We start from the raw sequence: 14,027 nt of genomic DNA, 5'->3' as shown, positions 1-14,027 counted from the left end.
GATATGCAAAATAGGAAAGCGCAACATGGTTCACGCTGCAAGCCACTTCTTTGCTTATATTTCACGCCTGCGTTGGATCAGGCGTTGGGGGTTGATGCGCAATGCCATTGAGGAAAACGTGGCGACCCACTCCTGGGAGGTGGCCACCCTGGCCCACGCCCTGGCCCTGATCCGAAATCGCCATTTTGGCGGCCAGGTCAACGCCGATCGGATCGCTGCGGCAGCGCTCTACCACGATGCCACAGAAGTAATCACCGGTGATATGCCGACACCGGTCAAATATCACTCGAAAGTGATGCGTGAAGCTTTTGGTGACATAGAGCACAAAGCGGAAGGGGAGCTATTGGCGCTGTTACCCGAGGATCTGCGCACCGATTTCGCGCCTTATGTACAGGAATCGAGGCTGCCAGCGGAAGACAAGGAGTTGATCAAGGCGGCCGACCGGTTGTCGGCGTGGCTGAAATGCCAGGCGGAAATTCGCGCCGGCAACAGTGAGTTCGAGCCGGCGGCGAATCAGATCAAGGCCCGTCTCGATGAGGACGGGCTGCGGGAAGTGTCGTATTTCATGAATGTATTCGCGCCCAGTTACGACAAGCCTCTGGATAACCTGCTGGAGTAATTGCTCCAGCAGGTTATTTCGGGCCTCAGGCGTCGGCGCCGGAACCGACCAGGCCGCCGCGCAGGCCGTCACGTCGCAGGGATTGACGGACAGCGTCCTCGGGGCTGCCCGCCAATTCCCGGAACATGCCCATGGAACCGAGCAGGGCTGAGGATTCGTAGGGCACGAACACCCGCTCACCGTCTTTGGCCATGGTTGGCAGGGCCTTGATGTAGCTTTGCCCCAGCAGGTAGCCGATAACGGTTTGCTTGTTGTTTTCGGAGTCACCCATGGCGCTTAGGACCAGGCGGATGGATTCCTGCTCACCCTGAGCACGCAGGATGGCGGACTCCTTGTCGCCCTGGGCGTTGAGAATCGCCGATTCGCGCTGACCCTGAGCCATGGCGATGGCTGCGGACTTCTCACCCTCGGCCTCGGTGACCGTGGCCCGACGTTTACGCTCGGCGGCCATTTGCAGGCGCATGGCCTCTTCAACTTCCTCGGGCATGCTGATGTCCTGAACCTCCACCCGGGTCAGTTTAACTCCCCACTTGGAGGCCGGCTCTTCCATCTCGGCCTGGATGGCGTTGTTTACCTCGCTGCGGGATTCAAACAGCTTATCCAGCTCCATCTTGCCGACCACGGAACGCAGGGTAGTCTTGGCCAGAACTTCCACTGCTTGGCTCATGTTGGCCACCTCGTAAACCGCGCGGCGGGGGTCGATGATCTGGTAATACAGTGCGCCGTTGATCTTGACCGTCACGTTGTCGGTGGTGACGACCGGCTGACCGGGGAAGTCCATCACCGTTTCACGGCGATCGATGCGGGTCTCGTCGCTAGTCACCGGGTGATACTCTTCCCCCATGCGTACGTAGCGGATCATGGTGATCGGCCGGGGCCGTTCAATGAACGGGATAATGATGTTTACGCCACTTTCGAGCACGCGGTTGAACGACCCCAGGCGTTCGATGACCATGACCTCTGACTGGCGAACGATCACCAGGCCCTTGGCAACGATAAAGATACCGATAATCACAAAAACCAGGCTGAGCACCAGCCCCGGCGTAATGAACGATTCCATGTTTACTGCTCCGTGTGAGTGATGGTTTCGACGACGGCGGTGGTGCCGTCAAAGTGCTTGAAGAGAACCTTGGTGCCTTCCGGAAGTTCAGTGGTCCCGGTGCTTGCGACTCTCAGACGATAGAAGTCACCGTTCACCTTGATGCCGCTGGCGCTGTCGAAGTCCCGGATCAGGGTTCGGTAACTCCGGCCTTGTTCAACGCCCGTGCCAGTGGTGCCATAGGCTACGCCTTTGGGCGAAAACCGTGGCCGAATCCAGCGAACGGCAACGGGCACCAGCACGCCGGAAAAAATACCCATGCCGACCAGCTGCCATTCCAACGGCAAGCCGATAAAGGCCAGCACCGAGGTCAGGGCCGAGGCAATGCCCAGCGCCAGCAACAGCAGAACGCCGGAGGTCAGCTCGGCCAGGCTGAGAACCAGCGCCAGTATCAGCCAGAAATGTGTCAGACTCCATTCCATATACAGCTACCATTGTCCAGAGGTGGAGGGCTGGCGGTACTCGCCGGCCGACGGAAATCGATTGTACCCAATTCCGGCAAGGGCGTCTCAGGGTGGCCGCAGTGCCTGCTGGCGACGTCGGTTGGAGCCATACTCAGTGCCCAAGCAACTGGTAAAGTAATAGCCTGACCGAACACTAACAAAAGGGGTCGTGTGACCATGAAGGATCTGACGAACAAGGTTGCTGTTATTACTGGCGCAGGCTCAGGTATCGGGCGTGCGCTGGCCAAGGCCCTGGCAGCCCGGGGCTGCCGGTTGGCGTTGTCGGACGTCAACGAAACCGGGCTGGCGGAGACTATGGCCGAGTTGAAAGACGCGGAGGTAAGGAGCTATCGCCTCGACGTGTCCGACCGCGATGCCATCTACGCCCATGCCGAGTCGGTCGCGGCAGATTTTGGTCAGGTCAATCTGGTGATCAACAACGCCGGTGTGGCGCTGTCGGCGAGCATCCGAGAAATGACCGACGAAGACTTCAAATGGGTCATGGACATCGATTTCTGGGGCGTTGCCCACGGCACCCGCGCGTTCCTGCCGCACTTGATCGCCTCCGGCGATGGCCACGTGGTCAACATATCCAGCGTGTTTGGTCTGATCGGTGTGCCCAAGCAGAGTGCCTACAACGCTGCGAAGTTTGCGGTGCGCGGTTTTACCGAGGCTCTGCGCCAGGAGATGAAGCTGGAAGAGCAGCCGGTGGCGGTCAGCTGCGTCCACCCCGGCGGTATCCGGACCAACATTGCCAACGCGGCCCGCATGGGTAAGTCCGAGAATGCCGCGGCTCAGCGCAAGGGCTTTGACAAGATGGCAATGACGACGCCGGAAAAGGCTGCGGCCATCATTGTTAAAGGGATTCTCAAGGACGAATCCCGGATTCTGGTCGGACCGGATGCCTGGGGTATCGAGGCCATCAATCGATTGCTCGGCGCTGCTTATCAACCCCTGGTGGAACGATTCTCCCGCAAAAACCTTTATCGCTGAGTCATGCCGGGCTACGCCGTGGCCGGTTGGTGGGCCAGAGGGAGCAGGTTTACAGGCTCCGAGTAGGGTCTATACTTGCTCGCAGCCAGGGGAAACAGCATGGACACACCTCATCAAACGGATTTGGGGGCGACTCTCGAACAGAGTCGGTCGGGTCTCAGGGATAGCCACCGTCGCTCCTTGATGCGGCTGCTTTTTGCGGTTACCGGTGTCGCCTTGGCTGTCTTTGCCTGCCTGCAAATACTGAACGGATTCTGGTGGGTCGGTGCCGGAGAGCTGGCCGCCAGCGCGCTGCTGTTCTTCGGGAGCTGGCGTTTGCAGGTCACCCCGATTCTGCAGCAGTGGATCTATGCCTACCTGGTACTGCTGTTCTCGTTCTTCCTGATCATCATGGTATTGCCCCAGGCTTCGGTTTCAGCTTTCGTCTGGATCCTGATGATCCCGGTGCTGGCGTACCTCCTGCTCGGCAAGCGCGAAGGCCTGATATTGTCGCTGCCGTTCATGCTGGTGGGGACTTCCATCTATTACCTCCACCTTGGTGATGTGGGCAGCCCACAGGTATTGATTGATCTGCTGAACCTGGTGTTGTGCGCGGTCCTCATGCTGACCTTCATCCATGTCTACGAACAGCGTCGGGAAGAGGCGGAACAGCGGCTGGTGCAGATGGCCCAGACCGATGCCCTCACTGGTCTGGCCAACCGCAGCAGTTTCCGGGCTACTCTGAACCGGACCATCGCCGAATGCGAGCGCAGCAGCACGGTATTTGCGCTGGTAATTATGGATATCGATCACTTCAAGGTGGTTAACGATACCCTTGGCCATGATGCCGGTGATCGGGTGCTGCAAAGCATTGGACAACGTCTGACAGAACGGCTGCGAGCAACGGACTCCGTTGGCCGCCTGGGCGGCGAGGAATTTGGGTTGATTTTGAGGGATGTGAAATCCGTGACAGCCTTTGAACTGATGGATGAGCTGCGACAGCGCATCGCCGACTGCCAGTTGACCTATGGTGACGCCCGTATCCGGGTAACCGCCTCCTTTGGCATCGCACAATGGCCAGACCACGGTCGAAGCGCGGTGGACCTGTTTCGCATGGCGGATCGGGGCCTGTACACCGGCAAGCGAGCCGGGCGTAACTGCGTGGCCCGAGCCGATGGTGGAAGACTGCCATCATCGAATCAGATTCAGGCTGGGCGGACGGGCTAAATCGGTTACCCTTGTGGTTTCATCCACACCTTGAAAGGACCGTCCCGGTCATGTGCGAACTGCTGGCAATGAGTGCCAACACCCCCACCGATCTCTGTTTCAGTTTCACCGGCCTGACCCGACGTGGCGGTGACACCGGGCCCCATAAAGATGGCTGGGGCGTGGCGTTCTACGAGGGTAAAGGCGTGCGGGCGTTCCACGATTCAGACGCCAGTGCCAACTCACGCCTGGCGGAAGTGGTGCAGACCCACCCGATCAAAAGCGAAGTGGCGATCTGCCATATCCGGCAGGCTAACGTGGGTGAAATCTGCCTGGCCAATACCCATCCCTTCATGCGGGAACTGTGGGGACGCTATTGGGTCTTCGCCCACAATGGCCAACTCACCGGATTCCGCCCGTCGCCCGGCTTTTACGAACCGGTCGGCGCAACCGACAGCGAGGCGCTGTTTTGCGACATCCTCAATCATCTGCGCCGGGGCTGTGATCGCGATACCGCGACTGAGCTCATCGTCGAGCGTCTGGTGGCGCTGGCACGGGACTATGCCCGCCAGGGCGTGTTCAATCTCCTGCTCAGCAACGGCGACTGGTTGTTCACCTACTGCAGCACCAAGATGGCCAGCATTACACGCAGAGCGCCATTTGGTCCGGCGCGCCTGAAAGATGCAGATGTAATTGTCGATTTTGAATCCGAGACTACCCCCAATGACGTGGTCAGCGTTGTGGTGACCGAGCCCCTGACCACGGACGAAGTCTGGGACGTTTACCAGCCTGGGGAATGGCGGCTCTGGCGTCGAGGTGAAGTGGTAATGACAGGAACGGCGGCCCCTTAAGGCCGCCGGCGGTCATCGCAAAGCGTATGCCCGCTCGTTTACTGCAGGGTTCGCCGATTACCATCGCGATACGCGGGCGCCGCGTATTGCTGGATCTCAGCCTTGAATCTGGCGACCAGCTCGCTGTTGTCCTTGTCCCACGGATGGAACCCGGGTTTGAAGTATTCCAGCCAGGCCGGGATCAGGCTGGAAAAGGTGCCTTTCGGACCCCAAAGGCGCCAAAGGCCCTTGGCCGATGATCTGATCGAAAAGTTCTTGCGGTCGTTGAGCATCATTCGGCCAGCAAACCAGGTCGTCATTAAACCCAGAAACGCCGTACTCACTACCAGATAGGCGGTGCGCTCGGCGTAGGTACCACCAGCCTGCTGGAAGACGTCGTAAGCCACCGCCTTGTGCTCGGTTTCTTCAATTGCGTGCCAGACCCAGAGTGGGCGCATACTCTTGTCCATGTCTTCCCGTAGCTCATCCCGCTCCAGCAGCATGTCCGCCAACAGTGCGGTAACGTGTTCCAGGGCGCAGGTCACTGCCAGCTGATGTCGTTTCGGCAGTCGCCGGGCCGTGTCCAGTAGTACCTTCAAGTCCCGCTCCATGTCTTCAACTGGCATACCCTGGTCGTGCACGTGCTGGTTCATGGCAATATGTTCGAGGGAGTGCATGGCTTCCTGACCAATAAAGCCGCGAACTTCTTCCTTCAGCTTGGAATCATCCAATAGGCCGCGGAATGCGCGTACCGAGTCCACAAAAAATTGCTCGCCCTGTGGAAACAGCACCGACAGCGCGTTCCACGTGTGGCTCACCAGATAGTTCTGGCCGACCCAGTATTGCGGGATGTGGTCGCCGAATTCAAAGCCCATGCGCTGGGGTTTGATGCTGACGTTGTCCGGCGTATTGGATGCCCGGGGGCTGGTGACGGGTGGTGTTTCGTGTGTTTTTGAGTTCAGCATGGATGACTCCTTACCTTGGCTGATGTCCTGTGACCAGTCTGTGAGAGTCAACAATTTGAAGGAATGCGCGAACGGGACGACGACCGTTCAGATTGGGCCAGGGACGAACCATGATTGACTGTGCTGACGCTCAACCTTTTTCCTCGCCCCACTGTGGTACTGACGGGCATTTGCTAGAGTCTGGAGAGTGTCGTTGTGAACTCCCGTTAAGGATCCTTGTATGGCAACAACAGGCGCGGACAACGAGCGGCGAATGCTGGGGCTGTTCCTGGTACCCGGGGTTTACATGCGGGTCCTGGCAGAGACCGTTCGACAGCTGGGCTATAACGATCGCAGTCTCTACGAGAACCTGGCGTTCGGGCCCGAGGATCTAAAATCGAACGACAGCCGGGTTTTTATTACTGACGCCATGATCATGGCCCAGCGCGCCGTGGATCTGACGGGCAAGCATGGCCTGAGCTTTGCCCTGGCCCGGGCGCTGCGGCTCACTATCCACGGCACCCTGGGTTTTGCCGCTCTTACCAGCCCCACCTTTGAAGGTGCGCTCAATTCGGTGCACCGCTACCTGCAATTGCGGGCGCCGTTTCTCAGCATAAAGCAGTCCCTGAAGGACGACCGCGTGTTGGTGCAGCTGTGCACCGAGTTCGAAGTGCTTGAGCTTGAGCCTTTCCTGTCTGAGACAGTCAGTGCCACGCTGATCCTTCTGACCGAGCAGTTGCTGGACCGGGGCGACGCCGAGCGCCGGGGTTTTGCCCTGGACGCGGGCAAATTGCCCGGGGTTAGCGTGTGCCTCCGCAGCTCGGAGCCAGTCTATTATCGCCAATTTGCCAACCAACTGCCGGTGCAGTTCCATTACGGCCAGCCGGAAGTCATGTTGGTGTTCCCCAGGGGGCTGCTGGATGTGCGCATGCGGCTGGCTGATGCGGAGGCATCGGATATGGCGCGGGATCAGTGTGAATTCGAGCTGCAAAAGGCGCTGAAAGAACAGGGCGACATCACCCTCGCGATCCGCAACATGCTGCGCATGATGCCTGGCCCACTGCCGTCTCTGGAGGATATGGCAGAACGCTTCTGCGTGTCTTCTCGAACCCTGAAACGGCGCCTGGCCGAGAAAGACACGCACTACCGGGAGATCGTCGAATCGGTGCTGAAAGATCGCGCCATTCAGTTGTTGCGTTACACCAGTCAGTCTGTCAGCGAGATTGCCTATGAGCTGGGCTACGCCGATCTGTCGAATTTCAGCCGGGCATTCCGCAAGTGGACCGGAAAGTCGGCCAGCGAGTTTCGTGAGGGTGGGCCGGATCCGGCGCCCGAGTTAGGGCCCTGAGGGTTTGGAGTGGGGTCGCAGAGTGGATGTTAACGCCAAAGAGATTTTCCATTTTTTATCCTTTGTATTCAGCGACTATGCCCCCATTGTCTGTTGGACCGGGCTTGGATTATTTTCCCAAGGGAAAAATAATCTGAACCGCGGCCAGCCACCAATCCATAAAGGCTGGGCCACCAACTCAAACTACAAGGAACACCATGGAAGCCCGAACAGACACCCACAGCAAACTCTTTGGCTATCTGCTTTGGATCTTCGGATTCCTCGGCTCCCACCGCTTTTACTACGGCAAGCCGATCACCGGCACCATTTGGTTTTTCACCCTGGGCCTGTTCTTCATCGGCTGGATCATTGACCTGTTCCTGATTCCGGCCATGGACCGGGAGGCGGACCTGCGGTTCCGGGATGGCGAAGTCAGCTACAACATCGGCTGGCTGCTGCTGACCTTCACCGGGGTCTTCGGTTTGCACAGGATGTACCAGGGCAAGTGGATCACCGGCATTATTTACCTGCTCACCGGCGGCCTGTTCCTGCTGGGCGTGCTGTACGATTTCTGGACCCTTAACGACCAGATCTCCGAGCGCAACAAGGAGCGGCGGTTCGGCTGATCACCGAGCTGCCGCCTGCTCCAGCTCGGTCAAACCCTCTTCCAGGTAGTCCAGCATGCGCTGGAGGCTGGGCAGGGTGCGGCGGCAGCCGATGAGACCAAACTCCACCTGATCGTTGTAGCTGGTCAGCGTCATGTTCAGGGCCAGCCGGTCCATGGCGATGGAGACCGGGTACATGCCTTCCAGCTTGGCGCCATTCCAGTAACTGGTCTCCTTGGGGCCGGGCACGTTGGAAATCACCACGTTGTAGGTCTGCCACTTCGGGGCCAGCCCGGTGAGCAGGTGGAACGCCGCAGGCGAGAGCATCATCGCCGTGTAGTTGATGATCTCCTCCGACGACATGTTGGCGTAGCGGTCTTTCGCGGCGCGAATGCCCTGATGGATTTTGATCAGCCGTTCCACCGGATCGGGTTCATCGGTATGCAGGTTGGCCAGAATAACGCCGACCTGGTTGCCTTCCGCACTGTCATCCTTGCGCAGCGACACGGGCACCATGGCGATCAATGGCTTCTCTGGCAGTGCATCCTGATTCATCAGATAGGTTCGCAGAGCATTGGCACACATGGCCGTGACCACGTCGTTGATGGTGGTGCCGAAGGCTTGGCAAATACCTCGGATCCGCGCGAGGGAGTAGGACTGGGCGGCAAAGCGGCGGGAACCGGTGATCTTTTCATTCAGCACGCAGCGCGGGGCATGGAAGATGGAGTCGTATGCCGGATCCTTGCGGGCCTCGTTCACCGTTCTCAGCAGCTCCCGGGTCACCTTGGGCAGGGTGCCCAGTTGTTTGCCCGATGCCCCCAGAATCTGGCCGATGGTCTGCCAGAGCGAGGGCTGGCCATCATCCGTTTTCCTGCCACTGCGCCGGGGCAGTGCCCAGATCGGCGGCATGTTGCGCTGTGACGGATCGGTGGACAGCATGCGCTGGAACATGCGCATGGCGGAAACTCCATCCACCAGGGAATGGTGAATCTTGCTGTACAGCGCGAACTGACGGTTGCCCAGTCCTTCAATCAGGTGGAATTCCCACAACGGCCGTTCCCGATCCATCAAGTGCGAGTGTTCGGCGGAGACAAACCTCAGCAACTCCCGGACTCCGCCGGGTGTGGGCAAGGCGTCAAAGCGAAAATGGTGCTCCAGATCCAGGTGGTCATCGTGTACCCACACCGGCTGGGCCAGGCGACTATCCAGCCGCCGGTCAAACGGCGAGGTTACCTGGGTTTGCTGGCGGAGTTGCTCCGCCAGTTGGGCAACATAGTCATCCGGCGCATCCTCAGGAAACGAGAACAGCTGCAAGCCGCCGACGTGCATGGGTTGCTGGCGCTTTTCGAGCCAAAGGAACAACTGGTCGGTGGGGCTGAGTGACTTCACAGAGGCATCCTTGTTCTTAGTGTTTGCCCTGATCTTACACGAGAAAAACACCCTGAGAAGTCACTGCTCGGTAAATCGTCGAACCCGGATCAGGCCGCCTCGGTTTCAGACTGCTTGACCGGAACCTCGAGCCGGATTTCATTGCCGTCCAACAACACCGGGTAAGTCTGAACCGACACCGCCTCGTCCTCCAGGCACTGGCCGGTCACCAGGTTGAAGTGCTGCTTGTACAACGGCGAGGCCACCACCGGCTGACCTTTGAGATCACCGGTGAGCCCCCGGGCCAGCACATTGGCACCGCTGAACGGATCGGTGTGACTGATAGCAAACAACGCCGGCAGCCGATGCGGCAGGTAAAACACCGCCACCGGCCCCGCTGCGGTCCAGACCGCAATGCCTGATTCTGGCACCAGGTCCTCAACCGTACAAACCGCTTCCCAACAAGTCCGAGCTTTCATAGTTTTGCTCCTTTGATTCCTAGCTGTCGATATCCGAAAGTTCTGTGAGTGAGGGGAATGGGGGTACTTTTCTGTCAGGGAAAAGATGTCTGAGCGAAGCGAGTTATTTTCCCAGAAGAAAAATACCCCCATGCCCCTCGCTCCACCCCCCCAAAATCAAAAGGCTAGGCCGACTCAAGCACCGGCCGCCGCTGATCCCGCTCCGTCGTCCACTGCTGCACCGGATCCTTCTTCTCCGGCGCATTCACAAACTCCCGGAACCGCTTGCGCTTCTCCGGATCCTCCACCGCCGTCTTCCACTCACACTGATAAGTGCCAACAATGCCGTCCATGTGCTCCTCCAGTTCCGCACAGATCCCCAAACTGTCCTCCAGCACCACCTGCTTCAGGTACTCCAGGCCACCTTCCAGATTCTCCATCCAGACACTGGTGCGCTGCAGCCGATCGGCGGTGCGGACATAGAGCATCACCACCCGATCGATGGTGCGGATCAGTTCCTCGTCTGAAAGGTCGGTAGCAAACAGATCGGCGTGGCGCGGACGCATGCCACCATTGCCACAGACATACAGATTCCAGCCGTTCTCCGTGGCGATCACCCCGAAATCCTTGCTCTGGGCCTCGGCGCACTCCCGAGTACAGCCGGAGACCGCCATCTTGACCTTGTGCGGTGCCCTTAGGCCCTTGTAGCGATCCTCCAGACGGATCGCCATGCCCACACTGTCCTGCACGCCGTAACGGCACCAGGTGCTGCCGACACAGGATTTCACCGTACGCAGGGACTTGCCGTAGGCGTGACCGGTTTCAAAGCCGGCAGCGATCAGCTGTTCCCAGATCTCCGGCAGCTCACTCAAGGTGGCGCCAAACAGGTCGACCCTCTGACCGCCGGTGATCTTGGTGTACAGGTTGTATTGCTTGGCCACCTCACCCAGCACAATCAGCTTGTCCGGGGTGATCTCGCCACCGGGAATACGCGGCACGATGGAATAGGTGCCGTTCTTCTGCATGTTGGCCATGAAGGTGTCGTTGGTGTCCTGCAGTGGCACATGGTCGGTGGCCAGGATGTGTTCGTTCCAGCAGCTGGCCAGAATGGAGCCCACCGCCGGCTTGCAGATGTCGCAGCCGTGACCACGGCCGTGCTGCCGGATCAGAGTGGAAAAGGTACGAATGCCGTTCACCTTCACCAGGTGGAACAGCTCCTGGCGGCTGTACGGGAAGTGCTCGCACAGGTCCTTGCTGACCTCCACGCCGCGTTTTTCCAGTTCGCTGTCGACCACGTTTTTCAGCAACGCGGTGCAGCCGCCACAGCCGGTACTGGCCTTGGTTTCGGCCTTGACGCTGCCGAGGTCGCCGCAGCCGGCGTCAATGGCGCCACAGATGTCGCCCTTGGTGACGTTGTGGCAGGAACAGATCGACGCCGTTTCCGGCAGGGCATCCGGGCCCAGGGCCGGGGCACCGCCCTGGCTCTCCGGCAGGATCAGGGTTTCCGGGTTGTCCGGCAGGGCAATGCCATTGAGGGCGTATTGCAGCAGGGTGTCGTAGTGACTGTTGTCGCCTACCAGGATGGCGCCGAGCAGTTTCTTGCCATCCTCGCTGATCACCATGCGGCGGTAGTGGCCGATTTGTTCGTCGTTGAAGCGGATGTTGCGGGCGCCCGGAGTCTGGCCGTGGGCATCGCCGATGGAGCCCACATCGACGCCCAGCAGTTTCAGTTTGGTGCTCATGTCGGCGCCGGTGAACGCGGCCTCCTGATCGCCGTTCAGCACCGACGCCAGGGTGCGGGCCATGGTGTAGCCGGGGGCGACCAGGCCGAAAATGCGCTGATCCCAGAGCGCACACTCGCCGATGGCGTGGATGTGCGGGTCCGAGGTGGTGCACTGGTCGTTGACCACGATGCCCCCGCGTTCGCCTACCTCAAGGCCGCTGCTGCGGGCCAGGGCATCCTGGGGCCGGATGCCGGCGGAGAACACGATCAGATCGGTTTCCAGGTGGCTGTCATCGCTGAAGTTCATGCGCAGGCGAGCTTCTTCACCGGCAACAATGGCGGTGGTGGCCTTTTCGGTGTGTACCTGCACACCCAGCTCTTCGATCTTGTGGCGCAGCAGCGCGCCGCCGTCGGTGTCCAGTTGTACCGGCATCAGCCGGGGTGCAAACTCCACCACATGGGCCTGCAGGCCCAGGCTTTTGAGGGCATTGGCCGCTTCGAGACCCAGCAGGCCGCCGCCGACCACCACGCCGGACTTGCCGGCCTGGGCGCTGGCACGGATAGCATCCAGGTCTTCCAGGGTGCGGTAGACAAAGCAGTGGGGATGCTCTCTTCCCTCAATGGGTGGCACGAACGGGTAGGAGCCGGTGGCCAGCACCAGCTCGTCGTAGTGGTAGTCGCCCTTGGGAGTGGTCACCGTGCGCTGGTCGCGATCCAGACCCGTGACTGGCTCGTTCAGCAGCAGTTGGATGCCTTGTTCGGTGTACCAGTCTGCTGTGCCCATGGCGAGATCGGCGTGAGTGGAACCGGCAAAGTACTCCGACAGGTGCACCCGGTCATAGGCCAGCTGTTTCTCTTCGCCAAAGACCAGGATGTCGTAGTCTGCGGCGGCAGGGCTGGCGACCAGCTGTTCAAGGAAGTGGTGGCCAACCATGCCATTGCCAACGACGATCAGGGTTTTCTTGCTCATGGTGATGTCCTCTCTCCTGGCAGCGGCTCAGGCCGCCGCCTCACAAAATGGTTTGCCAAAGGGCAGTTGGGCGCGAATGCCGGTAATGTCGGTGTGGTCGGTGATCAGCTCCTGGTACCAGGGACCCTGGTTGGTGTTGCCAATCAGCACCACACCGATCAGGCGGTTGTCGCGGACCAGTAGATGGCTGTAACTGCCGGTGTCGAAATCCCGGAAGATCAGCGATTCGGTGGCCTCGTCCGGAGCCTGCTGACCGCATGAAAACACCGGCACGTCGCTGATCTTGAGCCGGGTGGCGATGACCGATGGGGCCCACCCGGCCGCACCGCTGTCGTCGGTAAGCACCCGGGCGAGTATCCGGGCCTGTTGGTAGCCGGGCTCCACCAGGCCAAAGGTTTCGTTGCCCAGTTCACAGCACTCCCCCAAGGCGTAGATGTCAGGGTCGCTGGTGCGCAGCTGCGGGTTCACCCGGATGCCCCGGCCGCAGTCCAGGTCCGCGGCCTCGGCCAGTTCCCGGTTTGGCACTATGCCGGTGGCGATGACCACCAGATCGGTGCTGATCAGGGTCTGGTCACTCAGTTGCACGGCCCGGACCCGATCCCGGCCCAGCAGCTGAAGCAGCGCGGTGCCGGTAAGAATGTTCAGGCCCTTGCGTTCCAGTGCCTCGGCCAACAGTTGGCCGCCCACGGTATCCAGCTGCCGGTTTAACAGGTGGTTACTGCGGTGCAGCAGGGTGACGGCCATGCCGCGACTTTGCAGGCCGGCGGCTGCCTCCAGGCCCAGAAATCCGCCGCCGACCACGACCGCGCGCTGCCGGGTTTCGCTTTGCTCGATCAATGTCCGGGTGTCGTTGATGTCCCGGAAGTAGCGGACACCGTCCAGGTCTTCACCCGGGAGCCCCAGTTGCCCTGGCCGGGAGCCGGTAGCCAGTACCAGAGTGTCGTAATGCTGGCTGCGACCGGTCAGGGTGGTCACGGTGCGTTCCTGGCGGTTGATGGCGCGGATCGGCTCGCCGTGATGCACCCGGATGCCGTGGCTGGCGAACCAGTCGTCGGGCTTCAGTATCAGGCTGTCCTCATCGGCATCACCGCTCAAAAGCGCCGAAAGCTGGATGCGGTTATAGGCCGGCCGGCTCTCGCCGTTGAAGACAATGATGCTCTGGTAAGGCACTGGCGCCCGGGCCATCAGTTCTTCCAGAAAGCGCTGCGCTACCATGCCGTGGCCGCAAACCACCAAGGTGCGCTCCCTGTTTCCGTTCTTAGTCCTGGCCATAGCCGCGCTCCGATTTCCTGAACCTTTTCCTGAACCCACAAAAAAAGCCGGAGCATCGCATCCCCGAGGGGAATCGATGGTCCGGCGCCAATGCCAACAACAATGATCTGATGGTCCGGCCGAATCCTTGGCCGGGACGTTCATCCTTGCCAAAGACATTGCGATCTTCGTGCCAGTTTTTTAAGTCTAAT

General features: G+C 60.0%; 13 protein-coding genes. 6 read left to right on the top strand and 7 right to left on the bottom strand.

Translation table 11 applies throughout. The features are described from left to right. Positions 1-25 precede the first annotated feature (25 nt). Positions 26-619, top strand: a complete 594-nt coding sequence (gene yfbR, locus FGO67_RS01990; RefSeq protein WP_203299060.1) for a 5'-deoxynucleotidase — start codon at positions 26-28, stop codon at positions 617-619. Positions 620-644: 25 nt separating this feature from the next. Here yfbR and FGO67_RS01985 read toward each other — a convergent pair whose 3' ends face one another. Both FGO67_RS01985 and FGO67_RS01980 read right to left on the bottom strand, forming a co-directional pair. Next, the gene (locus FGO67_RS01985) at positions 645-1,679 is read right to left on the bottom strand and encodes an SPFH domain-containing protein (protein WP_203299059.1); all 1,035 of its coding nucleotides are present in this window, start codon (positions 1,677-1,679) and stop codon (positions 645-647) included. Positions 1,680-1,681: 2 nt separating this feature from the next. Then, the gene (locus tag FGO67_RS01980) at positions 1,682-2,140 is read right to left on the bottom strand and encodes an NfeD family protein (protein ID WP_203299058.1); all 459 of its coding nucleotides are present in this window, start codon (positions 2,138-2,140) and stop codon (positions 1,682-1,684) included. 198 nt (positions 2,141-2,338) lie between these two features. On the opposite strand from FGO67_RS01980, the gene FGO67_RS01975 reads away from it, so the two are divergent. The 3 genes from FGO67_RS01975 (at position 2,339) to FGO67_RS01965 (ending at position 5,190) form a co-directional block, all read left to right on the top strand. Then, positions 2,339-3,154, top strand: a complete 816-nt coding sequence (locus FGO67_RS01975; protein WP_203299057.1) for an SDR family NAD(P)-dependent oxidoreductase — start codon at positions 2,339-2,341, stop codon at positions 3,152-3,154. Positions 3,155-3,253: 99 nt separating this feature from the next. After that, positions 3,254-4,360: a GGDEF domain-containing protein gene (locus FGO67_RS01970; RefSeq protein WP_203299056.1), complete on the top strand. Its 1,107-nt coding sequence runs from the start codon at positions 3,254-3,256 to the stop codon at positions 4,358-4,360. A 50-nt stretch (positions 4,361-4,410) separates the two neighbouring features. Further along, positions 4,411-5,190 carry a class II glutamine amidotransferase gene (locus FGO67_RS01965; RefSeq protein ID WP_203299055.1) on the top strand — a complete coding sequence of 260 codons (780 nt, stop codon included), beginning with the start codon at positions 4,411-4,413 and terminating at the stop codon, positions 5,188-5,190. Between the two features lie 38 nt (positions 5,191-5,228). Here the strand turns inward: FGO67_RS01965 and FGO67_RS01960 are convergent, their stop codons facing one another. Continuing rightward, positions 5,229-6,134, bottom strand: a complete 906-nt coding sequence (locus tag FGO67_RS01960; RefSeq protein ID WP_203299054.1) for a metal-dependent hydrolase — start codon at positions 6,132-6,134, stop codon at positions 5,229-5,231. A gap of 220 nt (positions 6,135-6,354) precedes the next feature. Between FGO67_RS01960 and FGO67_RS01955 the strand changes: the two genes are divergently transcribed. After that, a complete protein-coding gene (locus FGO67_RS01955; protein WP_203299053.1) occupies positions 6,355-7,461 on the top strand; it encodes a helix-turn-helix domain-containing protein in 1,107 nt (368 codons plus the stop codon). Positions 7,462-7,658: 197 nt separating this feature from the next. Beyond that, positions 7,659-8,066 carry an NINE protein gene (locus FGO67_RS01950; protein ID WP_203299052.1) on the top strand — a complete coding sequence of 136 codons (408 nt, stop codon included), beginning with the start codon at positions 7,659-7,661 and terminating at the stop codon, positions 8,064-8,066. Here FGO67_RS01950 and FGO67_RS01945 read toward each other — a convergent pair whose 3' ends face one another. The 4 genes from FGO67_RS01945 to FGO67_RS01930 all read right to left on the bottom strand — a co-directional run bounded on the left by FGO67_RS01945 (position 8,067) and on the right by FGO67_RS01930 (position 13,836). Continuing rightward, the gene (locus FGO67_RS01945; RefSeq protein ID WP_203299051.1) at positions 8,067-9,434 is read right to left on the bottom strand and encodes a wax ester/triacylglycerol synthase family O-acyltransferase; all 1,368 of its coding nucleotides are present in this window, start codon (positions 9,432-9,434) and stop codon (positions 8,067-8,069) included. Positions 9,435-9,523: 89 nt separating this feature from the next. Next, on the bottom strand, positions 9,524-9,892 hold the full coding sequence (gene nirD / locus FGO67_RS01940; RefSeq protein WP_203299050.1) for a nitrite reductase small subunit NirD: 369 nt from the start codon (positions 9,890-9,892) through the stop codon (positions 9,524-9,526). A gap of 164 nt (positions 9,893-10,056) precedes the next feature. Continuing rightward, on the bottom strand, positions 10,057-12,564 hold the full coding sequence (nirB, locus tag FGO67_RS01935) for a nitrite reductase large subunit NirB (RefSeq protein WP_203299049.1): 2,508 nt from the start codon (positions 12,562-12,564) through the stop codon (positions 10,057-10,059). 27 nt (positions 12,565-12,591) lie between these two features. Further along, positions 12,592-13,836, bottom strand: a complete 1,245-nt coding sequence (locus FGO67_RS01930; RefSeq protein ID WP_203299048.1) for an NAD(P)/FAD-dependent oxidoreductase — start codon at positions 13,834-13,836, stop codon at positions 12,592-12,594. Positions 13,837-14,027: the final 191 nt, after the last annotated feature.

Source organism: Marinobacter sediminum, assembly GCF_016820575.1.
Classification (GTDB): Bacteria; Pseudomonadota; Gammaproteobacteria; order Pseudomonadales; family Oleiphilaceae; genus Marinobacter; species Marinobacter sediminum.
This window is presented reverse-complemented; position numbering and strand designations above follow the sequence as displayed.